Source organism: Micromonospora humi (assembly GCF_900090105.1).
GTDB lineage: Bacteria > Actinomycetota > Actinomycetes > Mycobacteriales > Micromonosporaceae > Micromonospora > Micromonospora humi.
Genome location: NZ_FMDM01000003.1, coordinates 468,227 through 492,967 on the forward strand (window position 1 = coordinate 468,227; position 24,741 = coordinate 492,967).

The window sequence follows — 24,741 nt, forward strand, 5'->3', positions numbered from 1 at the left end:
CTCCCGGCCGCACCCCTTTTTTCTCTTCAGCGACGGAGCGTCCCTCCCTTGAACTTCGACGGACTGTTCTCCAACTTCGGGGAACTCACCACGACCGGCCTGACACAGGGTGCGATCTACGCCCTGGTCGCGCTCGGCTACACGCTCGTCTACGGCGTGCTCAGGCTCATCAACTTCGCCCACTCCGAGGTGTTCATCGCGGGCGCGTTCGCCGCGATCTGGACCTGGAACGGTTTCGGTCTCGACCAGAACTCCCAGGTCAGCGGCGTCGGCTCGATCCTGTTCTATCTATTGGTGGCGATGATCGTGGCGGCCATCGCCTCGGCCGGCACCGCGACGGTGATCGAGCGGGTGGCGTACCGGCCGTTGCGCAAGCGCAACGCGCCACCGCTGGCGTTCCTGATCACCGCCATCGGCGCCTCGATCGCGATCTCCGAGGCGTTCGGCGTCTACACCCGGCGCCTGCCGCAGGGCGCGCCGTCGCTGGTCAGCTCGAAGCCGCTGTTCCACGTCGCCGGGGTGCCGATCGACAGCATCCAGCTGCTCACCATCGGCGCCGCGCTGGTGATGATGTTCGCGCTGGACCAGTTCATCAACCGCAGCCGCACCGGCCGCGGCATCCGGGCGGTGGCCCAGGACGCCAACACGGCGGCCCTGATGGGCGTCAACAAGGACCGGATCATCCTGATGGTCTTCATCGCCGGCGGCACCATGGCCGGCGTCGCGGGCCTGCTCTACGACGTGCGGATCCAGACGCTCACCTACAGTGTCGGCTTCCTGCTGGGCCTCAAGGCGTTCACCGCCGCTGTGCTCGGCGGCATCGGCAACCTGCGGGGCGCGTTGATCGGCGGCCTGCTGCTGGGCGTCGTGGAGAACTACGCCTCCGGCCTGTTCGGCAGTCAGTGGAAGGACTTCGCCGCGTTCGCGGTGCTGGTCGTGCTGCTGATGTTCCGCCCGACCGGTCTGCTGGGCGAATCACTGGGGAGGGCACGCGCATGACGACCACCATTGACCCGCCGGAGCGGCGGGAGACGGCGGTGGACAAGCTGCGGAACGGCCGGGCGGCGGTCGCGGATCGCTGGCACCACGCCCCGCGCTGGGTGCGCTGGGTGCTGCTGGCCGCGGTCATCGTGTTCTTCTACGCGTTGCCGAACAAGGAGTTCTACCAGTACCTCGGGCCGATCCCGACGCCCGGGGCGAACTTCACCCAGGTGCTCTTCACCGTCTCGATCTACGTGCTGCTGGCGGTCGGGCTGAACATCGTGGTCGGTTTCGCCGGCCTGCTCGACCTCGGCTACTTCGGCTTCTTCGCGGTCGGCGCGTACACCGTCGCGGTGCTCACGTCGCCGAGCAGCAACCTCAAGACGCTGTGGCCGTGGCTGCTGGTGGTGCCGATCGCGATCGCGCTGACCATGGTCTCCGGCGTCATGCTCGGCACGCCGACGCTGCGCCTGCGCGGCGACTACCTGGCACTGGTGACGCTCGGCTTCGCCGAGATGATCCGGATCGCGGCGGTCAGCTCGACGTTCCTCAAGGGGCAGCGGGGCTTCAGCGAGATCCCGCACCCGCCCGGCAAGTACGCCGACGGGCGGCCGTTCTTCGGCGTGCTCGACGCCCGCCCCTACTACTGGCTGGTGCTCACCCTGATCATCCTGGTGGTGATCGGGGTACGGAACCTGACCCACAGCCGGGTCGGGCGGGCCTGGATCTCGATCCGGGAGGACGAGGACGCCGCCCAGCTGATGGGCGTGCCCACGTTCAAGTTCAAGCTGTGGGCGTTCGCCTCCGGCGCGGCGATCGCCGGCCTGGCCGGCGCGCTCTTCGCCGGCAAGCAGAACTTCGTCAACTCGCAGAACTTCGAGCTGCTCAACTCGATCATCATCCTGGCCGCGGTCATCTTCGGCGGCTCCGGCAACATCGTCGGCGCGATCGTCGGCGGCGGCCTGGTGGCGTACATGATCGAGCGGTTCCGCGGCATCGAGCTGTTCGGCATCGAGCTGTACGAGTACCGGTTCCTCTTCTTCGGCCTGGTGCTCGTGATCATGATGATCTTCCGGCCGCAGGGCCTGATCCCGAACCGGCGACGAGCGGCGGAGTTCAAGGACCGCCGCAAGGAGGTGATCGTCGGTGAGTGACACCGAACAGACCCCGGCCGTTCCGGCCCAGGCCGCGGCGCCCGCGGTCGAGACGGTACGCGAGCGGGAGCCGCTGCTCGAGGTCGACCACGTCACGCTGCGCTTCGGCGGCGTGGTGGCCCTCAACGACGTGGACTTCACCCTCTACAAGGGCGAGATCCTCGGGCTGATCGGGCCCAACGGCGCGGGCAAGACCACCTGCTTCAACGCGATGACCGGCATCTACCAGCCCACCGAGGGGCAGATCCGGTTCCGGGGCGAGAAGATCAGCGGCAAGAAGCGCCACCAGATCACCCGGATGGGCATGGCCCGCACGTTCCAGAACATCCGGCTCTTCCCGGAGATGACCGCGCTGGAGAACGTCCAGGTCGGCGCGGACGCGCACCACAAGACCAGCGTGATCTCCGCGCTGCTGCGGCTGCCGCGGCACTGGAAGGAGGAGCGCGAGGGGCGGGAGAAGGCCGAGCGCCTGCTGGAGTTCGTCGGCATCCGCAAGCGGATGCACGAGTTCGCCCGCAACCTGTCCTACGGCGAGCAGCGGCGCCTGGAGATCGCCCGCGCGCTCGCCACCGACCCGGTGCTGCTCTGCCTGGACGAGCCGGCCGCCGGCTTCAACCCGGCGGAGAAGGAGGAACTGCTCCAGCTCATCCGGCAGATCCGGGACCAGGGTGTGACGGTGCTGCTGATCGAGCACGACATGCGCCTGGTGATGGGCGTGACCGACCGGATCGTGGTCCTGGAGTTCGGAAAGAAGATCGCCGAGGGGCTGCCCGCCGAGGTGCGGGACAACCCGAAGGTGGTCGCGGCGTACCTGGGGGTGCCGGACGATGCTGCTTGAGATCGAGGACGTGAGCCTGCTCTACGGGCGGATCCAGGCGCTGCACGGCATCAGCCTGACCGTGGACGAGGGCGAGATCGTCGCGCTGATCGGCGCGAACGGCGCCGGCAAGTCCACCACCATGCGGGCGATCTCCGGCATCCGGCCGGTCGCCACCGGCAGCATCAAGTTCGCCGGTGAGGACATCACCAAGCTCCGCGCCGACCTGCGGGTGCGGCGCGGGCTGTGCCAGGCGCCCGAGGGCCGGGGCATCTTCCCCGGCATGTCGGTGCTGGAGAACCTCGACATGGGCGCGTACACCCGGCGGGACAAGGCCGGCATCGCGCAGGACCTGGCGCGGGTGCTGGACCTGTTCCCGCGGCTGGCCGAGCGGCGCAAGCAGGCCGGCGGCACGCTCTCCGGCGGCGAGCAGCAGATGCTCGCGGTCGGCCGGGCGCTGATGAGCCGGCCGAAGCTGCTGCTGCTCGACGAGCCGTCGATGGGTCTCGCGCCGATGCTGATCCAGCAGATCTTCACCATCATCACGGAGATCAACCAGCAGGGCACCACGGTCCTGCTGGTGGAGCAGAACGCCCAGCAGGCCCTGGCCCGCGCGCACCGGGCGTACGTGCTGGAGACCGGCCGGATCGTCAAGAGCGGCACCGGCGCCGAGCTGCTGCACGACCCGTCGGTCAAAGAGGCCTACCTCGGCGTGGCCTGACCGACGCCCCCCTCGCAAAAGGAGTACCCCATGGTCCACCCCAACCCCGGCCGGCGGGCGGCGCTCGGCGTCGCCGGCGCGGCCGTCCTCCTGCTCTCCCTCGCCGCCTGCGGCGAGGAGGAGGGCACCGAGCAGCCCGGCGGCGGTCCCAGCGTCGCGTCGTCGGTGGACGCCGCGCTGGCCGCGAAGGTCCCGGACGCGATCAAGTCCGACGGCAAGATCGTGGTCGGCACCGACTCCACGTACGCCCCGGCGGAGTTCCTGGACAGCGACGGCAAGACGGTCATCGGCTTCGACGTGGAGCTGTTCACCGCCGTGGCGGCCAAGCTCGGCCTCAAGGCGGAGTTCGTCTCGGCGCCGTTCGGCGACATCATCACCGGCGTCAACTCGGGCAAGTACGAGGTCGGCGTCTCGTCGTTCACCATCAACGACGAGCGCAAGGGCCAGGCCAACATGGTCAGCTACTTCCAGGTCGGCACCCAGTGGGTGACCAAGAAGGGCAACCCGGCCGGGATCGCGCTGGACAACGCCTGCGGCAAGAAGATCGCGGTGCAGAAGGACACGGTCCAGGTCGAGGACATCCAGAAGCGGTCCAAGACGTGCACCGACGCGGGCAAGCCGGCGATCGGCATCGACCAGTTCCCGGGCCAGGACGCCGCCACCGCGGCGGTCGTCTCCGGCAAGGACGACGCGATGCTCGCCGACTACCCGGTCGGGGTGTACGCGGTGACCCAGTCCAACGACGCCCTGGAACTGCTGGACAAGCAGTACGAGGCGGCCCCGTACGGCTACGTGGTGGCCAAGGACCAGGCGCAGTTCGCCGAGGCGGTGCGCGACGCCGCCAAGGCGCTGGTCACCGACGGCTCCTACAAGCAGGTGCTGGACAAGTGGAAGGTGGGGGACGGCGCGATCACGGATCCCGCGATCAACCCGTGACGACATGACCACCGAGGAAGCAACAACCGCGCGGGCACGGCCGGAACCGATCAAGGCCGTGCCCGTGCGGCACCCGGGACGATGGGTCGCGGTGGCGGTGCTCGCCGTGCTGGCCGCGATGTTCGTCCATCTGTTGGTGACCAACGAGGCCTTCAACTGGTCCTTCATGGTCGACAAGATGTTCCGGCCGCCGATCATCGAGGGCCTGGTACGCGGCACCGTGCTGATCACGGTCAGCGCGATGCTGATCGGCGTCACGCTCGGCGTGGTGATCGCGGTGATGCGGCTCTCCGACAACCCGATCCTGCGCGGCGTGGCCTGGCTCTACACCTGGTTCTTCCGGGCCGTGCCGCGGCTGGTGCTGCTCGCCGTGTTCGGCAACATCGGCATCCTGTGGAGTCGGGTCGAGTTCGGCGTGCCGTTCGACACCCAGCTCGGCCAGCTGTTCGGCATCGACAACCTGCAACTGCGGTTGTTCGGGTTCTCCTCCCGCGACCTCCTCACCGGCTTCATGGCGGGCCTGCTCGGGCTCGCGCTCTCCGAGGCCGCGTACATGGCGGAGATCGTCCGGGCCGGCATCCAGTCGGTCGACGAGGGGCAGACCGAGGCGGCCCAGGCGCTCGGCCTGAGCCGGGGCCAGTTGCTGCGCCGGGTGGTGCTGCCGCAGGCCATGCGGGTGATCATCCCGCCGACCGGCAACGAGACCATCGCGATGCTCAAGGACACCTCGCTGCTGCTCTACGTGCCGGTGAGCGTGGAGCTGTTCTTCCAGCTCGACGCGGTCGGCAAGCGGACGTTCCAGATCTTCCCGATGTACGTCGCGGCCTGCCTCTGGTACCTGTTCCTGACCAGCATCCTGCTGGTCGGGCAGTATTTCCTGGAGCGCCACTTCGGCAAGGGCTACGGCGCGAGCGGGCGGGCCAGGATGAAGCTGCGGGGGATGACGGCCGAGGCCGGCGGGGCCGCGGGGGTGGCGAAGTGACCGAGCTGATCGTGCCCACGCAGGCCACCGCGCCGACGGCGGAGTCCGGCCTGATGGTGCGGGCCGAGCAGGTGCACAAGTCGTTCGGGCCGCTGGAGGTGCTCAAGGGCATCGACCTGGAGGTCCGCTCCGGCGAGGTGTGCTGCCTGCTCGGGCCCTCCGGTTCCGGCAAGTCGACGTTCCTGCGCTGCATCAACCACCTGGAGAAGATCGACGCCGGCCGGATCTGGGTGGACGGCGACCTGATCGGCTACCGGGAGCGCGGCGGCAAGCTGCACGAGATGCGGGACAAGGAGGTGGCCGCGCAGCGCCAGGCGATCGGCATGGTGTTCCAGCGGTTCAACCTCTTCCCGCACATGACCGTGCTGGGCAACGTCGTCGAGGCGCCGGTGCTGCTGCGCCGGTCGAAGAAGGCGGAGGCCCGGGAGCGGGCCGCGGAGCTGCTGGAGCGGGTGGGGCTGGGCGACAAGCTCGGCGCGTACCCGGGCCAGCTCTCCGGCGGTCAGCAGCAGCGGGTGGCGATCGCCCGGGCGCTGGCCATGCGGCCGAAGCTGATGCTCTTCGACGAGCCGACCAGCGCGCTCGACCCGGAGTTGGTGGGCGAGGTGCTGGACACGATGAAGGACCTGGCCCGCGACGGCATGACGATGATCGTGGTGACCCACGAGATCGGTTTCGCCCGGGAGGTCGGCGACCACCTGGTCTTCATGGACGGCGGCGTGGTGGTCGAGCAGGGCGACCCGCGCGAGGTGATCGCGGCCCCGCGGCACGAGCGGACCAAGGCGTTCCTGGCCAAGGTGCTCTGACCTCGGCCTCCGGTGCGCCACGCGCCGCACCGGAGGCCGAGCTTGTCGGGCGTACGGACTAGAGTCGCTGCCGTGACAGCTACGACGCCGCGCCTGCTCCTCGTCGACGGACACTCCCTGGCATACCGGGCCTTCTTCGCCCTGCCGGTGGAAAACTTCTCCACCACCACGGGGCAGCCGACAAACGCCGTCTACGGCTTCACCTCCATGTTGATCAACGTGCTGCGCGACGAGCAGCCCACCCACATCGTGGTCGCGTTCGACGTCTCCCGCCGCTCCTTCCGCACCGACAAATACGCGGAGTACAAGGCCGGCCGCAGCGAGACCCCGACCGACTTCAAGGGCCAGGTGAGCCTGGTCAAGGAGGTCCTGGCCGCATTGCGGGTGCCGGTGGTGGAGAAGGAGGGCTACGAGGCCGACGACGTCATCGCCACGCTCGCCTGCCAGGCCCGCGACCAGGGCATGGACGTGCTGATCACCACCGGCGACCGGGACGCGTTCCAGCTCGTCGGCGACCAGGTCACCGTGCTCTACCCGCGCAAGGGCGTCTCCGACCTGGCCCGGATGGACCCGGCGGCGGTCGAGGCGAAGTACGGCGTCACCCCCGGTCGCTACCGCGACCTGGCCGCGCTGGTCGGCGAGACCAGCGACAACCTGCCGGGCGTCCCCGGCGTCGGCCCGAAGACCGCGGCCAAGTGGATCAACCTCTACGAGGGCGTCGAGGGCGTGGTGGCCCGCGCCGACGAGATCAAGGGCAAGGCCGGCGACAGCCTGCGCGAGCGGCTCTCCGACGTGATCCGCAACTACGAGATCAACCGCCTGGTCACCGACCTGGAGCTGCCGGTGCGCCCGGAGGACGCCCGCTGGCAGGGCTGGGACCGGGAGGCCGTGCACCAGGTCTTCGACACGCTCCAGTTCCGCATCCTGCGCGACCGGCTCTACCAATACCTGGAGGCCGTCGAGCCGGAGGCCGAGGCGGGCTTCGAGCTGGCCGGCGAGGTGCTGACCGAGCCGGGTGCGCTCGCCGGCTGGCTGGACACGCACGCTGCGGCGGGCGCGCCGGTCGGGCTGGCCGTCACGCTCGACACCGGCCCCAACCGTCGGCACACCGCGACCGTGACCGGGATGGCGCTGGCCACCGCCGGTGGCGCGGCCGCCTGGTTCGACCCGGCCCGGCTGGAGGCCGGTGACGAGGCCGCGCTGGCCGGCTGGCTGGCCGACGCCGCGCGTCCCAAGGTGCTGCACGACAGCAAGCCGGCTGTGCTGGCGTTCGCCGCGCACGGCTGGGATCTGCAGGGCATCGCCCGCGACACCCAGATCGCCGCCTACCTGGCCCGCCCCGACCAGCGCTCCTACGACCTCACCGACCTGGCTCTGCGTTACCTGCACCGGGAGCTGCGTGTCGACGCGCCGGAGACCGGCCAGCTCACCCTGGACGGCCTCGGCGACGAGGGCGCGGCCGAGCAGAACCTCATGCTCCAGGCCCGGGCCACCCTCGACCTGGCCGACGCGATCGACGCCGAGCTGTCCCGCGACGGCGAGCAGTCCGCCCGGCTGATGGCCGAGGTGGAGCTGCCGCTGATGCGGGTGCTCGCCGAGATGGAGCGCACCGGCATCGCCGCCGACACCGACTACCTGTCCGAGCTGGAGGCGCACTTCGCCGCCGAGGTGAAGGCCGCCGCGCAGGGCGCCTACGAGGTGGTCGGCCGGGAGTTCAACCTGGGCTCGCCCAAGCAGTTGCAGGAGATCCTCTTCACCGAGCTGGGCCTGCCCAAGACCAAGCGGATCAAGACCGGCTACACCACCGACGCCGACGCCCTGCAGTGGCTCTACGCGCAGACCGAGCATCCGCTGCTGCACCACCTGCTGCGCCACCGTGACGTGGCCAAGCTCAAGTCGACGGTGGACGGGCTGCTCAAGTCGGTCTCCGACGACGGCCGGATCCACACCACGTTCAACCAGACCGTGGCGGCGACCGGGCGGCTCTCGTCGACCGAGCCCAACCTGCAGAACATCCCGATCCGCACCGAGGAGGGGCGGCGGATCCGGCGCGCGTTCGTCGTCGGCGAGGGCTACGAATGCCTGCTCACCGCCGACTACAGCCAGATCGAGATGCGCATCATGGCGCATCTGTCCGCCGACGAGGCGCTCGTCGAGGCGTTCAACTCGGGGCACGACTTCCACGCCGCGACCGCCTCCTCGGTCTTCGCCGTCGAGGTCGGTCAGGTGACGGCCGACCAGCGGCGCAAGATCAAGGCGATGAACTACGGCCTGGCCTACGGGCTGAGCGCGTTCGGCCTGTCCCAGCAGCTCACCATCTCCGCCGAGGAGGCGCGCGGGCTGATGGAGAACTACTTCGCCGGGTTCGGCGGGGTCCGCGACTACCTCCACGAGGTGGTGGCCCGGGCCCGCCAGGACGGCTACACCTCCACCATCCTCGGCCGCCGCCGCTACCTGCCCGACCTGGTCAGCGACAACCGGCAGCGCCGGGAGATGGCCGAGCGGATGGCGCTCAACGCCCCGATCCAGGGCTCGGCGGCCGACATCATCAAGGTCGCCATGCTGCGCGTCGACGCCGCGTTGCGGGCGGCGGGCCTGCGGTCCCGGATGCTGCTCCAGGTGCACGACGAGCTGGTCTTCGAGGTCGCGCCGGGGGAGCGGGAGGCGCTGGAGGTGTTGGTGCGCAAGGAGATGGGCGAGGCCCACCCGCTGTCGGTGCCGATGGAGGTGTCGGTGGGCGAGGGCCGCGACTGGAACAGCGCCGACCACTGACCCGACCCGACGCTCACATGCCGAGCAGCCCGGGCATCGCGTTGACCGCGCCGTGCACCACCAGCGGTGGCCACATCCGGCGGTACCGGGACCACAGGTAGCCGAGAAAGAGCCCCTGCACCCCCTGGTTGACGGCCACCGAGGCAAGGTCGGTGCCGGGGCGGCCGCTGCCCTGGATGGCGACGTGCCACGCCGCCCAGACCAGCGACGCCAGCACGATCGCCGGCCAGCGGCCCAGCAGCGACTCCCACCGGGTCTGCAACCAGCGCCGGTAGAAGACCTCCTCGAGCAGCGCGTTCACCGCGAACACCACCAGCACGGTGACGACCAGCTCGACCGGCGTGACGGTGCGCCCCCAGCCGCTGGCGGGGACCGCCAGCGGGGTCGCGTAGCTGAGCGCCAGCCACACCGCCACCGGCAGCGCCGGCCCCCAGCGGTGGGCGGCGTCCGGCGGGGCCGGCGCGGGACGCCACCGCGGCGGCCACCGCCGGGCGACCAGGAACACCCCGACCGGTACGCCGAGCAGCAGCACCAGCTTCACCACGGTGTACGCCGGCTCGCCACCGAGCAGCGGCATGATCGCGGCGAACGCGACGCCGGCCAGCAGCAGCGGCGTCGCCTCCCGCCACGGCGCGACCGGGTCCGGCCACCGGGGGCCTGTCGCGGGCGGGACCAGCCGGATCAGCGCGATGCCGACCAGGGCGGGGATCCACCGGTGCCACATCGGCACGGTGTCGGTGTGGTCGGCGCTGTAGCGGATGCCGGTGTTCCCGGTCAGCAGCAGCCAGAGCGCGGCGAGGCCGATGAGCGCCAGGCCGGCCACGAGGACCAGGCGTCCGGCGCGGGGATGACGGCGGGCGGTGGGGGCGGCGGTCGTCATCGCCGGCACGGTACCAACGCGGCGCGACCGGACCGCCTCCGGCGAGGCTCAGCCCTTGAGCGGGTCGTGGCCCCAGTTCATCAACGACCAGCGCCACCTGGTGTCCCGGACGTCGCCGGACGGGCGCTGGGCGAGGTGCCGGTGCACGTACCCGATCACCTTGCGCATGTGCTTGTAGTCGGCGGCGGTGAGCTGGTCGCGCTTGCGGCGCAGCAGGTCCACGATCTTGCGGCCGGAGTCGTGCCCGACCGACTCGCCGCCGGAGGTGCCCGGCTTGTGCCAGCCGACGTGCTTGGACTCGTCGGTCTCCAGCCAGCGGGTCAGCTCGGCCGGCTTCATGTTCACCGCGTCGGTGAACTCCCGGTACGTCTGCTGCGGGTCCTCACTGCGGCTCATCGCGCAGCACCTCCGGTCGGTGGGCGACGTCACGCCCGGAGTCGTCGTTGGTGATCCGGTACTGCGGCTGCTCCGCGGAGGCGTTCACCGGATGCCCGCGGACGTGGGTGCGCTCGGTCAGCTTCTCCTTGACCACGCCGTACGCCCGGCCGCTGTGGCTGGCCCAGGAGACGTGGTCGCCGGCGCGGAACTCCTTCTCGGCCATGCCGCCCGGTTACCCGGCGTCGGGGTCGAGTAACGGGCGGCCGGCGGCTTGGGCGACCCGCAGGTGTGCGGGGGCGTGGGTCCGGAGCCACAGGCTCAGCAGGAACGAGATGTCTTGGTGGCCCAGGGTGGGGGAGGGCGGTGCCGCACCGGGCGTGCGACGCGCGCTCAGGTCGCCGGCTTCTCGGCGACGAAGATGGCGGTGCCGGGGAAGAGCCGGCCGCGCAGCGGGCTCCACTGGCCCCAGATCCCCTCGTGCCCGGCCGGCCACTCCGGCTCCACCAGGTCGAGCAGGCGGAAGCCGGCGCCGACCAGTTCCCGGACCCGGTCGCCGAGCGTGCGGTGCTGTTCCACGTACGTGGCCACGCCGTGCGCGTCCTGCTCGACGTAGGGGGAGCGGTCGAAGTAGGAGTGCACGGCGGTCAGCCCGCCCTCGCCCGGGTCGTCGAGGAAGATCCAGCGCATCGGGTGGGTCACCGAGAAGACCCACCGGCCACCGGGGCGCAGCACCCGGGCCACCTCGCGCATCGCCGCCGCGGAGTCGTCCACGAACGGGATCGCGCCGAACGCGGTGCAGACCACCTCGAAGGCGGCGTCGGCGAACGGCAGGGCCAGCGCGTCGGCCTGGACCAGCGGCACGCGTACCCCGGTCCGGTCGGCGGCCTCGGCGGCGTGGCGCAACATGCCGGCGGACAGGTCCAGGGCGACCGGCCGGGCGCCCTCGGCGGCGAGCCAGCGGGCGGCGGCGGCCGCGCCGGCGCCGAGTTCGAGGACCCGCCGGCCGGTGACGTCGCCGAGCAGCCGGGCGTCGGCCTCGCGCAGACCCTCGGGGCACCAGACGAAGTCGACCTCGCCGAGGAACGTGCCGTGCTCGGCCTGGTAGGCGTCGGCGTCGGTGTCCCACCAGCCGCGGTTGGCGCGGCGGATCTCGGCGGCGCCGACCGGCCGGCGGGTCACCCTGTCATCGTCCACCCGTTCACGCTATGGCCGGCGGGCGTGGACGGTGCGATCGGGTCCGGCGTGTTACGGGTGGGACCGATGTGACGGACGAGACAGCAGGGGCCCCTTACCGCGCGAAATCTCCGCTTTCGCAGCCGATGAGCTCGCACGGACCCGGGAGGGCTTGCACGCTGTGGTAATGCAGCGGGTAGGCTAGACGATGCGCTCGCGGATCGTGTGCCTCGGCAGGGAGCAGGTGCGCGGTCACCGGAGCCACTAATGATCTTCTCGCGTCGATCGTTCGGTGTGCCCGGCGGCGGATCCGTTGGCGCGGAAGAGTCACCGCGACACCCATGCCCGCTGTGACAACCCATCCGACCGGAGCAACCGCCCACATGACGAGCAGCATCGAGGCCACCTCGAGCGCCAACAAGGTCACGCACGACGATCTCGGCTCTGAGGAAGCATTCCTCGCCGCTATCGACGAGACCATCAAGTACTTCAACGACGGCGACATTGTCGAAGGCACCGTCGTCAAGGTCGATCGGGACGAGGTCCTGCTCGACATCGGCTACAAGACCGAGGGCGTGATCCCCTCTCGGGAGCTGTCGATCAAGCACGACGTGGACCCGGCCGAGGTGGTTTCGGTCGGCGACCACATCGAGGCCCTCGTCCTCCAGAAGGAGGACAAGGAGGGTCGGCTGATCCTCTCCAAGAAGCGGGCGCAGTACGAGCGGGCCTGGGGCACGATCGAGAAGATCAAGGACGAGGACGGCGTCGTCCGCGGCTCGGTCATCGAGGTCGTCAAGGGTGGTCTCATCCTCGACATCGGCCTGCGCGGCTTCCTGCCCGCGTCGCTGGTCGAGATGCGGCGGGTGCGTGACCTGCAGCCGTACGTCGGCCGCGAGCTCGAGGCCAAGATCATCGAGCTGGACAAGAACCGCAACAACGTGGTCCTGTCCCGCCGGGCCTGGCTGGAGCAGACGCAGTCCGAGGTGCGCACCGAGTTCCTCAACAAGCTGCAGAAGGGCCAGGTCCGCAAGGGCGTCGTCTCGTCGATCGTCAACTTCGGCGCGTTCGTCGACCTGGGTGGCGTGGACGGCCTCGTGCACGTCTCCGAGCTGTCCTGGAAGCACATCGACCACCCGTCCGAGGTCGTCGAGGTGGGCCAGGAGGTCGAGGTCGAGGTCCTGGACGTCGACCTGGACCGCGAGCGGGTCTCGCTGTCGCTGAAGGCGACCCAGGAGGACCCGTGGCGTCAGTTCGCCCGCACCCACGCGATCCAGCAGATCGTGCCGGGTAAGGTCACCAAGCTGGTGCCGTTCGGCGCGTTCGTCCGGGTGGACGACGGCATCGAGGGCCTGGTCCACATCTCCGAGCTGGCCGAGCGCCACGTGGAGATCCCGGAGCAGGTCGTGCAGGTCGGCTCCGAGGTCATGGTCAAGGTCATCGACATCGACCTGGAGCGTCGCCGGATCTCGCTGTCGCTCAAGCAGGCCAACGAGGGCTTCGTCGAGGGCGAGGAGCACTTCGACCCGACCCTCTACGGCATGGCTGCCACGTACGACAACGAGGGCAACTACATCTACCCCGAGGGCTTCGACCCGGAGACGGGCGAGTGGCTCGAGGGCTACGACAAGCAGCGGGAGACCTGGGAGAACCAGTACGCCGAGGCGCGTCAGCGTTGGGAGGCCCACACCAAGCAGGTGCAGACCTCCCGCGCCGCCGACGCCGAGGCCGCTGCCAACCCGGCTCCGCCCGCCAGCGCGTCGACCACCTCGACCTCGACCTCGTCGGCCCCGAGCCGTCAGGCCGAGGAGCCGGCCGGCACGCTGGCCACCGACGAGGCGCTCGCCGCGCTGCGGGAGAAGCTCGCCGGCGGCAAGTGACCGGTCGCTGACGCCGGTTCCGTCCGTACGGACGAACCAGCTCTGACCGACGGGCCCCGTCCCCGCGTTCCGCACCAGCGGAGCGCCGGGGGCGGGGCCCGCTGTCGTTCCGGTCCGGCGCGGCCGGTTTGGCGCGGGCAGGGCGATCGGGTTGACTGTCCGGATGCTGAAGGTGGGGCTGACCGGCGGGATCGGGTCCGGCAAGAGCGCGGTGGCGAGCCGCCTCGCGGCGCTCGGCGCGGTGGTCGTCGACTCGGACCGGATCGCCCGCGCGGTGGTCGCCCCCGGCACCGAGGGCCTGGCCGAGGTGGTCGCCGCGTTCTCCGACCGGGTGCTCGGCGACGACGGCGCCCTGGACCGGGCCGCGCTGGGCGCCCTGGTCTTCGGCGACGAGGCGGCGCGCCGCCGGCTGGAGGCGATCACCCACCCCCGGGTACGCGCGCGGGCGGCCGAGCTGGTCGCCGCCGCGCCCGCCGACGCGGTGGTGGTCAACGACGTGCCGCTGCTGGTCGAGGTGGGTCTCGCGCCGACGTACCACCTGGTGCTCGTGGTGCAGACGGCGGTGCCGACCCGGTTGGCGCGGTTGTCGCGCGACCGGGGCATGGACCCGGCGGAGGCCGAGCGGCGGATCGCCGCGCAGGCCGACGACGCCCGCCGGGAGGCGGCGGCGGACGTGCTGCTCGTCAACGACGGCACGCGGTCGGAGCTGCACGACACGGTGGACGACCTCTGGCGGGACCGGCTGCTGCCCTACGAACGCAACGTCCGCGAGCGGCACGCGGTCCGGCCCGACCGCCCGGCGCTCGCCGAGCCCGACCCGACCTGGCCCGCGCAGTACGCCCGGCTGGCCGCCCGGATCCGGCACGCGGCCGGCGGTGACCTCCGGGTCGACCACGTCGGCTCCACCGCCGTGCCCGGCCTGACCGCGCCGGACGTCATCGACATCCAACTGACCGTGCCCTCGCTCGCGGAGGCGGACGGCCCACTCGCCGACCGGTTGGCCGAGGCGGGCTTTCCCCGGCTGCCCGGTGAGTGGTGGGACGCGCCGCGCCGCGTCGACCGCGTGCACTGGGCGAAGCGGGTGCACGCCGGCGCCGACCCGGGCCGGCCGGTGCTCCTGCACCTGCGGGTCGCCGGCTCGGCCGGCTGGCGCCACGCGTTGCTGATGCGCGACCACCTGCGCGCCGACCCGGCGCTGCGGGCCGCCTACCTGCAGGTCAAGCGCGACCTGGTGGCCACCGCGCCGGAGAGCGCCGAGCGGGGCACGCTCGCCGACCCCTGGTTCGACGAGGAGCACCTGCGGGCCGAGGAGTGGGCCGCGCAGACCGGCTGGCGACCCTGACCGGCAGGTCAGCGCGCCGCGCCGGCGAACAGGTCGAGGCGGACCCACACCCCCTGCCCGGTGCGCAGCTCCAGCCGGCGCGGCAGCCCGGACCGGTCGAGCCACCAGCGCAGGCGGCCCGGCACCTCGACCACGTCGACCGTACGGTCGGCCGTCCGGTCCTCCCGGACCCGGACCGCCGGCTCGCCCGGCGGACGGGCGCCGGCCCGCAGCGCCGCGGTGAGCAGGCGGTCCAGCTCGTCGGCGGGCGTCGGCGGTGCCGGTGATCCGGGACCGTCGGGGGAGGCCTGCGTCTGGGCGACCCGACCGCCCCGGACCTCCCGCCGGGTGCGCCGGCCGGTGTCCTCGTCGGTCACCGTCAGCGAGGCCGAGGACGTCGTCCAGTTCAGCGTGCCGGTGCCGTCCAGGTCGGCCGACGGGCCGAGCGGGGCGGCCACGGCCACCGCCACGGCGCCGGCGGCCCGCAGCCGGGCGGGTAGTCGGGCCAGTCGGTCGGCCTCGTCGTCGGTCAGTGCCCGGGGCTGGCCGGGACGACCGCCGAGGGCGTCCACCGGGTGCGGGGTGGGCCGGTCCGCGCGTATCAGGTCGACCGTGACCGCGGTGCCGTCGGGCAGCCGGCCGGTGAGCCGATGCAGCCGGGCGTCGCGGTCCAGCCAGAGCGTCGGCCGGGGGTCGCCCGACGCGGCGGCCAGCGGGGCCCGGAGCACGTCCACCGGGGCGCCCGCGATGCTCTCCCGACGCAGCCAGCGGCCGTCCGGCCGGACCGGGTCGACCCGGTCCGCGCCGAGGCCGAGCAACAGGTCGCGGACGGCGGTGAGGCCGCGTCCGGCGGAGGGTTCGCGGAGCCGCCACCGGTCGTCCGGCGGCACCAGCGGCGGACGCGCGCGGGGTGACGCGGTCGCGTCGGGGCGGACCAGCAGCGCCGACGCGGTGGCCTGGACGAGGCCCCGGTCGGCGCCCGCGCCGGGTCCGTCGACGTCCAGGTAGACCAGCGGTCGGGCCCAGTCGACCCAGCCGATCAGGTCGGTGCGCTCCCGGCCGGCGCCGACGGTGACCCGAACGCCGGTGCGGACGTCCCGCAGGTTGGTCACCCGGAGCGCGGCCACCCGATCCGCCTCGGCCGCGCTCAGCGGGCGCTCCGCGTCGGTCCGGTCGGGCCGCTGCGGCGATCCGCCCAGCAGACCGGTGACCAGGACGGTCGCCGAGGCGGCAGCGGCCACCACCAGCGCGGCCAGGGTGGCGCGCCGCCGGGTGGCGCGCTCCGGCGCGTCGTCCGCACCGTCCAGCGCGCTGTCGTCGCCCGGCCGCGCGGTGGTGGCGGGGGCGCGGCCGGCAGCGGGATCGGTGCGCCGACGGCGGCCGGTGGCGGGCCGGGCCGGGCCGTTGGTGCGGGCGCGGCGGTGACCCCGGCCCGGCTCGCGTGGCACGGGTTGGTCCCCGCCGCCCCGCGCGGTGAGCCGGTGCGGGCGTCCCGCGCGCTGCCGGCCCGGCTCCGGGGTGGCAGCGCCGCCGCCGGGCGTGCGGTCGCGTCGCGGCCGGCGATCGGGAGAGGGCTCCACGAGTGGTGAACGCGGCGGTGGGGTTCCGGGTGACGTGCGATGGCGCTCGCGGCGGCCGGTGAGCGCTTCAGCGCGACCACCGTGGGCGCGCACGCCGGTCGTCCCGGGTGCTGCGGCCCCTGGCGCCGGGGGCGGCCGGGCCCCCGCGAGGGGGCGGCCACCTGCCCGGTCGGCCGCCGCGAGCGGCCTACGGTACGAGGGTAGTCCGGTGAGATGAGCCACACAATGGGAATATCGAAGCCGGTCAGGGACGGTCCGTGGTCGGTCCGGAAGTGTCGGACCGCGGGCGTACCGTTGGTGTCATGGCGCTCGACATTCCCCGGCTCGACGGCCGCTTCCAGGTCGTCAGCGACTTTCAGCCGGCCGGCGACCAGCCGGCGGCCATCGACGACCTTGAGCGTCGCGTGCGGCGCGGCGACCGCAACACGGTGCTGCTCGGCGCGACCGGCACCGGCAAGAGCGCCACCACGGCGTGGCTGGTCGAACGGTTGCAGCGGCCCACCCTGGTGCTCGCGCCCAACAAGACCCTCGCCGCGCAGCTGGCCAAGGAGTTCAGCGAGCTGCTGCCGCACAACGCGGTCGAATACTTCGTCTCCTACTACGACTACTACCAGCCCGAGGCCTACATCCCGCAGACCGACACCTACATCGAGAAGGACTCCTCGATCAACGAGGAGGTCGAGCGGCTGCGGCACTCGGCGACCATGTCGCTGCTCACCCGGCGCGACGTCATCGTGGTCGCCACCGTGTCGGCGATCTACGGCCTGGGCACGCCGGAGGAATACCTCGACCGCGCGGTGCGGGCCAAGGTGGGGCAGGAGCTCGACCGCGACCAGCTGCTGCGCCGCCTGGTCGACATCCAGTACACCCGCAACGACATGGCCTTCCAGCGCGGCACCTTCCGGGTCCGCGGTGACACGTTGGAGATCATCCCGGCCTACGAGGAACTCGCCGTCCGGATCGAGCTGTTCGGCGACGAGATCGAGAAGCTCTACTACCTCAACCCGTTGACCGGCGACGTGGTCCGCGAGGTGGACAGCCTGGTGATCTTCCCGGCGACGCACTACGCGGCCGGCCCGGAGCGCATGGAGCGGGCGATCCGCGACATCGAGGCCGAGCTGGCCGAGCGGCTGGCCGAGCTGGAGCGGCAGGGCAAGCTGCTGGAGGCGCAGCGGCTGCGCATGCGCACCACCTACGACATCGAGATGATGCGGCAGGTCGGCTTCTGCTCCGGCATCGAGAACTACTCGATGCACATGGACGGCCGGCTGCCCGGCAGCCCGCCGCACTGCCTGCTCGACTACTTCCCCGACGACTTCCTCACCGTGGTCGACGAGTCGCACGTGACCATTCCGCAGATCGGCGGCATGTACGAGGGCGACGCGTCCCGTAAGCGGATGCTCATCGACCACGGCTTCCGGCTGCCCAGCGCCGCCGACAACCGGCCCCTGCGCTTCGACGAATACCTGGAGCGGGTGGGTCAGTCGGTCTTCCTGTCCGCCACCCCCGGCCCGTGGGAGCTGGAGCAGGCCCAGGGCGAGTTCGTCGAGCAGGTGATCCGGCCGACCGGCCTGATCGACCCCGAGGTGGTGGTGAAGCCGACCAAGGGGCAGATCGACGACCTCATGCACGAGATCAAGCTGCGCACCGAGCGGGACGAGCGGGTGCTGGTGACCACGCTGACCAAGAAGATGGCCGAGGATCTCTCCGACTACCTCCTGGAGAACGGCATCCGGGTGCGCTACCTGCACTCGGAGGTGGACACGCTGCGCCGGGTGGAGCTGCTGAGCGAGCTGCGCAAGGGCGACTACGACGTGCTGGTCGGCATCAACCTGCTCCGGGAGGGTCTCGACCTGCCCGAGGTCTCCCTGGTGGCGATCCTCGACGCCGACAAGGAGGGGTTCCTGCGCAGCGGCCGGTCGCTGATCCAGACCATCGGCCGGGCGGCCCGTAACGTCTCCGGCCAGGTCCACATGTACGCCGACAAGATCACCCCGTCGATGGCGTCCGCGATCGACGAGACAAACCGGCGCCGGGCCAAGCAGATCGCGCACAACGAGGCGCACGGGATCAGCCCCGAGCCGCTGCGCAAGAAGATCCACGACATCCTCGACGACATCTACCGCGAGGCGGAGGACACCGAGAACACCACCGTCGGCGGCGCGGCGCGGCAGCTCTCCCGGGGCAAGGCGCCGGTCAAGGAGACCCGCAGCCGGGGCGGCCGGGGCGGTGCGGCGACGCCCTCGCGCGAGGGGATGGCCCGGGCCGACCTGGCCAACCTCATCCAGGAGCTCAACGACCAGATGCTGGCCGCCGCGCGGGAGCTGCAGTTCGAGCTGGCGGCGCGGATCCGCGACGAGGTCTCCGACCTCAAGAAGGAACTGCGGGGGATGGACGCGGCCGGGGTGCGCTGACGGCGACCTGTCGCTCTGCGCGAGCGAGGTATTGCCGTGTGTGATGGTCATGCGTACGCTCCCAGCGGGAGGCGCGCATGCCGTTGTCAGCAAGTCCTGTCGTCCGGCGGGTGCGGCTCGGCGTCGAGCTGCGCCGGCTGCGCCGTCGTGAGTCGCTCACGCTCGAGCAGGTCTGCACCCGGCTCGGCTGGGCGTCCACGTCGAAGCTGTCCCGCATCGAGCTGGGCCAGAGCCGGCCCGACCTGGCCGACGTCCTCGACCTGCTCGACGTCTACGAGGTGCCGCCGCACCAGCGCGACGACCTGATCGTCATCGCCCGGGACGCCGCCACCGGGCGCGGCTGGTCCAAGGCGCTGGGCGAGATGGGCGAGCGGCAGCGGGCGTACGCGGAGCTGGAGGCGGGCGCCGAACGCATCGTGGAATACCAGCCGGCGCTCGTGCCCGGCCTGCTGCAGACCCCGGCGTACGCCCGGTTGCGGGTGGCCGCCGGGGCGTCGCTCGCCGGCGAGGTGGACGTGGAGGCCGACGTCCGTGCCCGGGCGGTGCGCCAGGAGCTGCTGGTGCGGCCGGATCCGCCGCACTACACCGCGCTGCTCGACGAGCGGGCGTGCGAGCCGGCCGGCCTGCCGGCCGAGGTGTGGCGGGAGCAGGTGCGCCACCTGCTGGCGCTGGCCGAGCGGTCGCAGGTCGCGATCCGGGTGCTGCCCCACGGGGCCTCGTCCGGCGACGACCTGCACCCGCTGGCGCCGTTCTCCTACTACGCCTACCCGGACCCGGACGACCCGCGCACGGTGCTGGTGGAGACGCTCACCACCGACCTGCGCCTGGTCGCCGAGGCCGACGTGGCCCGCTACGAGCAGCTGATCGAACGGCTGCTCGCGGTGGCGCTGTCGGAGGACGCGACGGTCGAGCTGCTGACCCGCCGGCTCGGCGCCCCGCCGGTGCCCCGGCAGCGTGACCCGCACGAGCTGGGGTGAGGTCGCCGCGCGCCCACCGGGCCCGGCGCCCCCGATGCCCGTCGGGACCGGTGACCGCGCGTCGCGCGCAGGCTACGCGAGGGGTACGACAGTTCAGGCCGGCACGTCGACGAAGTGTTCGACCAGCGGCGGGCCCGCGAAGTAGGGCCCGATCAGCCCGCGCCACCGCCCGAAGCGCTCGGTCTGCCGGAAGTTGACGTCGTGCGCCTCGACCGAGTCCCACTCGACCAGGAGCACGAATCGGGTGGGTGACTCCACCCCGCGGGTCATCCGCACCGAGCGGCACCCCTCGCTGCCGGCGAGGATCGGACGCGCCTGCGCGTAGGCGGCGGCGAAGTCGTCCTCGTTTCCGGGCGTCACGTCGATCAGCGCGACCTCAAGAACCATGCCCGAAGCCTCCCATGCCCGGGGTGCACCGGTACGCTCCGGGTGCGCTCGGGGGAGGACACAGCATGCTCGACTGGCTCACCGGCACCGCGTTCACCGTGTGGGGGGCCGGCACCACCTGGGCCGAGCTGCTCGGCTTCGTCACCGGTGTGGTCAACGTCTGGCTGGTCGCCCGCCAGCACATCGCGAACTGGCCGATCGGCATCGCCAACGTGCTGCTGCTGATGCTGTTGTTCTGGACCGCCGGCCTGTACGCCGACGCCGGACTGCAACTCGTCTACGTGGCGCTCGGGGCCTACGGCTGGTGGCACTGGCTGTTCGGCGGCGACCGGCGCGGCCGGCTCACGGTGGCCCGCACCGGGCGACGGGAGTGGTGGGTGCTGGGCGGGGCCGGGCTGCTGCTCACCGCCGGGCTGTGGGTGTTCCTGGACCGGGCCACCGACTCCACCGTGCCGCTGGCCGACGCGGCCACCACCGCGCTGTCGTTGCTGGCGACCTACGGCCAGACCCGCAAGCTGGTGGAGAGCTGGTGGCTGTGGATCGCCGCCGACCTGATCTACATCCCGCTCTACGCGTACAAGGGGCTCTGGCTGACCGGCGGTCTCTACCTGATCTTCCTGGGTCTGTGCGTGGTCGGGTTGCGGGCCTGGCGGGCGGACCTGCGCCGGCGCGCGGCGGCCACGCCGGTGCCGCCGGGGCCCGCGCCGGTGGCCGCGTGAGCGGGCGGTTCCGGCACGGCCTGGTGGTCGGCAAGTTCTATCCACCGCACGCCGGGCACCACGCGCTCGTCGAGGCCGCCGCGGCCCGGTGCGCGGCGGTGACGGTGGTGGTGGCGCCGTCCCGCCGGGAGTCGATCCCGCTGGACCTGCGGCTGGACTGGCTGCGTGAGGCCCACGCCAGCACCCCGTGGGTACGGTTCGTCGGTCGGTACGACGACCACCCGGTCGACTACGCCGATCCGGCGGTCTGGGACCTGCACTGCGCGGTGTTCGCCGACGCGCTCGCGGGCGCGCCGGTGGACGCCGTCTTCTCCTCCGAGGCGTACGGCGAGGAGTTGGCCCGCCGGTTCGGCGCGGTCGCGGTCGACGTGGATCCGGATCGCCGCGCGGTGCCGGTCTCCGGCACCGCCGTGCGCGCGGACCCGGCGGCGCACTGGCGGTGGCTGAGCCCACCGGTGCGGGCGTGGCTGGTCCGCCGGGTGGTGGTGGTCGGCGCGGAGTCCACCGGCACCACGACCATGGCCCGGGGGCTCGCCGAGCACTACCGCACGGCCTGGGTCCCGGAGTTCGGCCGCGAGCTGACCGCGCGCAAGCTGGCCGGGTTGCGCAGGTCCCGGCCGGACGCGACCGTCTTCGACGTCACCTGGGACCGCTACGACTTCGTCGAGGTGGTACGCGAGCAGCAGGCCGCCGAGGACGCGGCGGCGCGGGTGAGTGGCCCGCTGCTGTTCTGCGACACCGACGCCCGGGCCACCGCGGTCTGGGAGGAGCGGTACCTCGGGTCCTCCTCGGACGCGGTGCGCGCGGCGGCCCGACGTCCCGCGCTCTATCTGCTCACCGACCACGAGGGGGTGCCGTTCGCCGACGACGGCCTGCGCGACGGGGAGCACCTGCGGGCGTGGATGACCGGCCGGTTCCGCGCGGAGCTGGCCGGCTGCGGGGTGCCGGTGGTCGGGCTGCGCGGCACGCACGAGGAGCGGCTGGCCGCCGCGACCGCCGCCTGCGACGCCCTGCTCGCCGCCGGTTGGTGCTTCACCGACCCGGTGCTGCCCGCAGCGGGCTGAGTCGACGGCTTCCCCGTCCTACTTGTCGCGGTCAGTGAAACTGCTCGCGCCGAACTGCGGCCCGCGCGAGAACTCCCGGAGGATGTGCTGCATCTCCCCGATACTCTCTCTGATGTCGTCCAAGGCTCGGTGGTTCTTCGCCTTCGGGTAGGGAGCGATACCTGACGACTGAGCAATGAGCTTGAGTGACGTCACGTCCAGCAGTCGATAGTGCAGCATGGAGAAGAGTCGCGGCATGTGTCGTCTAATGAAGGTCCAGTCCCGATAGACGGAGTTGCCGGCCAGGTAGGCCGAGACGCCGGGGAAGAACTCCTCCGCAGTACGCGCCATGGCTTCGTCCACTTGGCCGAGACTGAGGCCATCCGAGAGGCACGCGTCGATCAGGCCGCTGCCAGAATGCTGTTGCCACGAGTACGGTTCAAAATCGCTCTCGTCAAGGCTGCCGTGGTGAATCACCGCAGCGAAACTCGACAGCTCCTTGCCAAACGGGTCGGTCACAACACAAGCGGCCTCTAGGATCACGTGCCGGTCGGCATCGAGGCCGGACATCTCCAAATCGACCCAGAAGAACCCTTGCGGCGGTTGCTCCCTTGTCCGCCTCATCCTTGCTTCGACTGTCTCGGTCACTACTCCTCCGGTCATTCCGCTGGTAGACGGTGACGGCACGACGAGCAGACCGGCGTGAGCGACCAGTCCGACCGTTCATGCCTCATGCGGATTTCTTGGGCCTTGGGACTGGTCCAGATTTCGACGAACGTGCGCTCATCAAGGTTTCCCAACGAGTAGCGCTCGTGGGCCGGACTGTCGGGCGAGACGTTGCAGCACATCTTGACGTCTCCGCGGTAGCTGATCGCGGCTGCGGTGGACGTCACGTGGCACGGGGCGGCCCTCGGTGAGCCCAAGGACAGCTCCTCAGCCACGAGACCGCCTCGATCATTGAAATGCGCGAGAACGTCAGGCACGTCGAGTTCGAGACACGCGCCCTGCCGCTCCACGATCCATCGCAGACCACTTCTTCGGGGGACCTGCGCGACGGCATCGTGCTCGATGCCCAGTCGGTCCAGGAGCGCGAGAAGTCGCTTGCGCGCCCTGCCGCTCTCGAAGCGGTCCCGTTCCGCGCCCGGGCGCGGGTGAAGCGTTATCCGGAAGCGTGAGACTCCCGCGTCGATCAACTGCCGAAGGATCTCCCCGTCCAGATGATCGCCGTTGGTGTAGCAGGTCAGCCGGCTGTTCGGAACCACGCTGGCGGCTTGTGCGTACTCTTTGATCAGCCGAGGGTTGAGAAGCGGTTCATTCAGGCCGTGTAACGCTAGTTCCCCGCGGTAGCCGATCATGCCGAGTTGTCGTACCAAGGAGTCGAAGAGTGACCACCGCATGAGCCCGGCTCTCCGGGGAGCTGCTATACCGGTCGGGCACCACGTGCAGAATCTATTGCAGGAGGCAGACGTCTCGATTTCTACAAACAGGGGCAGGTGCGCCCTCATTGTGGATCCTCTGTGTGGTGCTCTGGGCCTGAGGTCAGGTAAGCGCGGCCGCGATATATGTAGTAGCAGTCGAACTCCACTCGCTGGCGGAACTCCACGCCCAACGCGAAGGCGATGGACACCGGAGTCTTGATGTAGAGCGAGAACTTCGGCAGTCGTTGGCCCGCCGCCGTCGCTCTGTCGATAAGCTCGTCAACGTAGTGGAACAGCTCTCGGTAGAGCCACTCGAAGATGCTCCTGTAGTTACGGGTCGTCTCCTTGAGTACTCGGTCGGTTGACGAGCAGTCGACAACAAAGATCTCGTCGCAGCCGTTTGCTGCGGCATGCTCGATCGCTGGGCCCTTGATCGAGTCTTGCGAAACTGTAACGATGACGGCCACGTTCTTGGCGTGTCCCGGTCGAGAAAGAAGGCGCTGTGCCTTCAGTTGCTTCTCGGTCCCTCGTCCTACCTTGCCGGTGGGTCGCCGTCTGAGATCGACAGACTCGAAGAACGGCGACCGTCGAAACGGGTGGTAATTTATTCGTTCCTGCAGGACGACAGAATTGGAGATGGCGCGCAGGCGTGCACCAAGAATAAATGCCAGCGGCGTCGGCATTGAGATCAATATTGTTTGCGGCAGATGTGGTTTCGACGCCTCGTCGATGTCCTCCTGTTCGCGGGACAACAACGTCCCGACCAGGGATGTCGTCTGATCGTTCCGTAGGTCACCCGGCCCCGACAGCGTACGCGAGATGAATCTGTTCAGGACAAGCCTCCGACTGCTGTAGTCCATCGCCTTGTTGGGCCAGCGCAGACCCCAGTCGGGAAGGCCTACGAAGAGAATGATTCCGCGACGGGCGGGATTGGGGCGGGCGACGAAGGCTCCTGTAGCCAATGCGGTGCTAGCGGCGAGCAAGACAGCCGTCGTGACAAGTTGATCCGGATCCCGGGCCTCCTCGTTCGCGCTTAGATAGTTGGCGAGCACCGAGATAGCTAGGGCGAAAGCGGCTCCGCTGCACCAGCTCAGGAATGCAAAAATCCGACGGCGTGCGTCGAACATCACCAGCTCCAGAGGTGTTTGACGTGGACCCGCCGTCGTCCCGAGCTTCTCGGCAGGCTTGGCGGGTGGTTTCGGTGCTCGGGGCGGCATCCGCTGCTGGGTGCGCGGTGAACCGGCAGCGAGCGAACTCGCCGGGGTCCCGCCGACGTTCGCTGGCGGGGGCCGTTCGCGACTGAACGCAGGGGAAGCGTGAGCGGACACGGCTCTCCAAGGAGGCGGGGCGTGCCAGCGTATCGCCGACAGAGTGTGCCGGACGGTCATCTATCGGACACTTGCAC

At 70.9% G+C, this 24,741-nt stretch carries 22 protein-coding genes and 1 pseudogene; 14 read left to right on the forward strand and 9 right to left on the reverse strand.

Annotation, left to right across the window (positions count from 1 at the left end; genetic code table 11):
• Positions 1-48 precede the first annotated feature (48 nt).
• The 8 genes from GA0070213_RS08095 (at position 49) to polA (ending at position 9,169) form a co-directional block, all read left to right on the forward strand.
• Positions 49-999, forward strand: coding sequence for a branched-chain amino acid ABC transporter permease (locus GA0070213_RS08095; RefSeq protein ID WP_091059875.1), 951 nt, complete (start codon positions 49-51; stop codon positions 997-999).
• Positions 996-2,135 carry a branched-chain amino acid ABC transporter permease gene (locus tag GA0070213_RS08100; protein WP_091059879.1) on the forward strand — a complete coding sequence of 380 codons (1,140 nt, stop codon included), beginning with the start codon at positions 996-998 and terminating at the stop codon, positions 2,133-2,135. The genes GA0070213_RS08095 and GA0070213_RS08100 overlap by 4 nt, the downstream gene beginning before the upstream one ends.
• Positions 2,128-2,973 carry an ABC transporter ATP-binding protein gene (locus GA0070213_RS08105; protein WP_091059880.1) on the forward strand — a complete coding sequence of 282 codons (846 nt, stop codon included), beginning with the start codon at positions 2,128-2,130 and terminating at the stop codon, positions 2,971-2,973. The genes GA0070213_RS08100 and GA0070213_RS08105 overlap by 8 nt, the downstream gene beginning before the upstream one ends.
• Positions 2,963-3,673 carry an ABC transporter ATP-binding protein gene (locus tag GA0070213_RS08110; protein WP_091059884.1) on the forward strand — a complete coding sequence of 237 codons (711 nt, stop codon included), beginning with the start codon at positions 2,963-2,965 and terminating at the stop codon, positions 3,671-3,673. Before GA0070213_RS08105 ends, GA0070213_RS08110 begins: the two co-directional genes overlap by 11 nt.
• Before the next feature lie 30 nt (positions 3,674-3,703).
• Positions 3,704-4,609, forward strand: a complete 906-nt coding sequence (locus GA0070213_RS08115) for an ABC transporter substrate-binding protein (protein WP_091059888.1) — start codon at positions 3,704-3,706, stop codon at positions 4,607-4,609.
• Between the two features lie 4 nt (positions 4,610-4,613).
• Positions 4,614-5,591 carry an amino acid ABC transporter permease gene (locus tag GA0070213_RS08120; RefSeq protein ID WP_091059892.1) on the forward strand — a complete coding sequence of 326 codons (978 nt, stop codon included), beginning with the start codon at positions 4,614-4,616 and terminating at the stop codon, positions 5,589-5,591.
• Between the two features lie 53 nt (positions 5,592-5,644).
• On the forward strand, positions 5,645-6,397 hold the full coding sequence (locus GA0070213_RS08125; RefSeq protein WP_175441265.1) for an amino acid ABC transporter ATP-binding protein: 753 nt from the start codon (positions 5,645-5,647) through the stop codon (positions 6,395-6,397).
• A gap of 72 nt (positions 6,398-6,469) precedes the next feature.
• Positions 6,470-9,169, forward strand: coding sequence for a DNA polymerase I (gene polA, locus GA0070213_RS08130; protein WP_091059898.1), 2,700 nt, complete (start codon positions 6,470-6,472; stop codon positions 9,167-9,169).
• 13 nt (positions 9,170-9,182) lie between these two features.
• On the opposite strand, the gene GA0070213_RS08135 is transcribed toward polA, so the two are convergent.
• The 4 genes and pseudogenes from GA0070213_RS08135 to GA0070213_RS08150 form a co-directional block, all read right to left on the reverse strand.
• Complete coding sequence (locus GA0070213_RS08135) at positions 9,183-10,049, reverse strand: CPBP family intramembrane glutamic endopeptidase (RefSeq protein WP_091059902.1); 867 nt, start codon at positions 10,047-10,049, stop codon at positions 9,183-9,185.
• 51 nt (positions 10,050-10,100) lie between these two features.
• Positions 10,101-10,445 (reverse strand): annotated as a pseudogene (locus tag GA0070213_RS08140) (DUF3140 domain-containing protein); the annotation flags it as partial.
• Positions 10,432-10,650 carry a hypervirulence associated TUDOR domain-containing protein gene (locus tag GA0070213_RS08145; RefSeq protein WP_091059909.1) on the reverse strand — a complete coding sequence of 73 codons (219 nt, stop codon included), beginning with the start codon at positions 10,648-10,650 and terminating at the stop codon, positions 10,432-10,434. The gene GA0070213_RS08145 and the pseudogene GA0070213_RS08140, both read right to left, overlap by 14 nt.
• A 167-nt stretch (positions 10,651-10,817) precedes the next feature.
• Positions 10,818-11,621, reverse strand: coding sequence for a class I SAM-dependent methyltransferase (locus GA0070213_RS08150; RefSeq protein ID WP_091059912.1), 804 nt, complete (start codon positions 11,619-11,621; stop codon positions 10,818-10,820).
• A 320-nt stretch (positions 11,622-11,941) separates the two neighbouring features.
• Here GA0070213_RS08150 and rpsA point away from each other — a divergent pair, with 320 nt between their 5' ends.
• The gene (gene rpsA / locus GA0070213_RS08155) at positions 11,942-13,477 is read left to right on the forward strand and encodes a 30S ribosomal protein S1 (RefSeq protein ID WP_091059916.1); all 1,536 of its coding nucleotides are present in this window, start codon (positions 11,942-11,944) and stop codon (positions 13,475-13,477) included.
• A 163-nt stretch (positions 13,478-13,640) separates the two neighbouring features.
• Positions 13,641-14,819, forward strand: coding sequence for a dephospho-CoA kinase (gene coaE, locus GA0070213_RS08160; protein WP_091059919.1), 1,179 nt, complete (start codon positions 13,641-13,643; stop codon positions 14,817-14,819).
• 8 nt (positions 14,820-14,827) lie between these two features.
• Here the strand turns inward: coaE and GA0070213_RS08165 are convergent, their stop codons facing one another.
• Entirely contained in the window at positions 14,828-16,246 is a 1,419-nt protein-coding gene (locus GA0070213_RS08165) for a hypothetical protein (RefSeq protein ID WP_245716301.1), read from the reverse strand.
• A 434-nt stretch (positions 16,247-16,680) separates the two neighbouring features.
• Between GA0070213_RS08165 and uvrB the strand changes: the two genes are divergently transcribed.
• Both uvrB and GA0070213_RS08175 read left to right on the forward strand, forming a co-directional pair.
• Entirely contained in the window at positions 16,681-18,792 is a 2,112-nt protein-coding gene (gene uvrB / locus GA0070213_RS08170) for an excinuclease ABC subunit UvrB (RefSeq protein WP_091059923.1), read from the forward strand.
• A gap of 77 nt (positions 18,793-18,869) precedes the next feature.
• Positions 18,870-19,769 carry a DUF5753 domain-containing protein gene (locus tag GA0070213_RS08175; protein WP_091059924.1) on the forward strand — a complete coding sequence of 300 codons (900 nt, stop codon included), beginning with the start codon at positions 18,870-18,872 and terminating at the stop codon, positions 19,767-19,769.
• A gap of 93 nt (positions 19,770-19,862) precedes the next feature.
• Here the strand turns inward: GA0070213_RS08175 and GA0070213_RS08180 are convergent, their stop codons facing one another.
• The gene (locus GA0070213_RS08180) at positions 19,863-20,156 is read right to left on the reverse strand and encodes an antibiotic biosynthesis monooxygenase family protein (RefSeq protein ID WP_091059928.1); all 294 of its coding nucleotides are present in this window, start codon (positions 20,154-20,156) and stop codon (positions 19,863-19,865) included.
• A 65-nt stretch (positions 20,157-20,221) separates the two neighbouring features.
• Between GA0070213_RS08180 and pnuC the strand changes: the two genes are divergently transcribed.
• The gene (pnuC, locus tag GA0070213_RS08185; RefSeq protein WP_091059932.1) at positions 20,222-20,875 is read left to right on the forward strand and encodes a nicotinamide riboside transporter PnuC; all 654 of its coding nucleotides are present in this window, start codon (positions 20,222-20,224) and stop codon (positions 20,873-20,875) included.
• Positions 20,872-21,939 carry an AAA family ATPase gene (locus tag GA0070213_RS08190; RefSeq protein WP_091060180.1) on the forward strand — a complete coding sequence of 356 codons (1,068 nt, stop codon included), beginning with the start codon at positions 20,872-20,874 and terminating at the stop codon, positions 21,937-21,939. Before pnuC ends, GA0070213_RS08190 begins: the two co-directional genes overlap by 4 nt.
• An 18-nt stretch (positions 21,940-21,957) precedes the next feature.
• On the opposite strand, the gene orn is transcribed toward GA0070213_RS08190, so the two are convergent.
• From orn to GA0070213_RS31050, 3 genes are read right to left on the reverse strand one after another with little or no spacing between them, the layout of a single operon-like run.
• Positions 21,958-22,566 (reverse strand): oligoribonuclease, encoded by a 609-nt coding sequence (gene orn, locus GA0070213_RS08195; RefSeq protein WP_175441254.1) that lies wholly within the window; start codon positions 22,564-22,566, stop codon positions 21,958-21,960.
• An 11-nt stretch (positions 22,567-22,577) separates the two neighbouring features.
• Positions 22,578-23,423: a radical SAM/SPASM domain-containing protein gene (locus GA0070213_RS08200; protein ID WP_091059939.1), complete on the reverse strand. Its 846-nt coding sequence runs from the start codon at positions 23,421-23,423 to the stop codon at positions 22,578-22,580.
• On the reverse strand, positions 23,420-24,463 hold the full coding sequence (locus GA0070213_RS31050) for a hypothetical protein (RefSeq protein WP_139128645.1): 1,044 nt from the start codon (positions 24,461-24,463) through the stop codon (positions 23,420-23,422). Before GA0070213_RS31050 ends, GA0070213_RS08200 begins: the two co-directional genes overlap by 4 nt.
• Between the last annotated feature and the right edge of the window lie 278 nt (positions 24,464-24,741).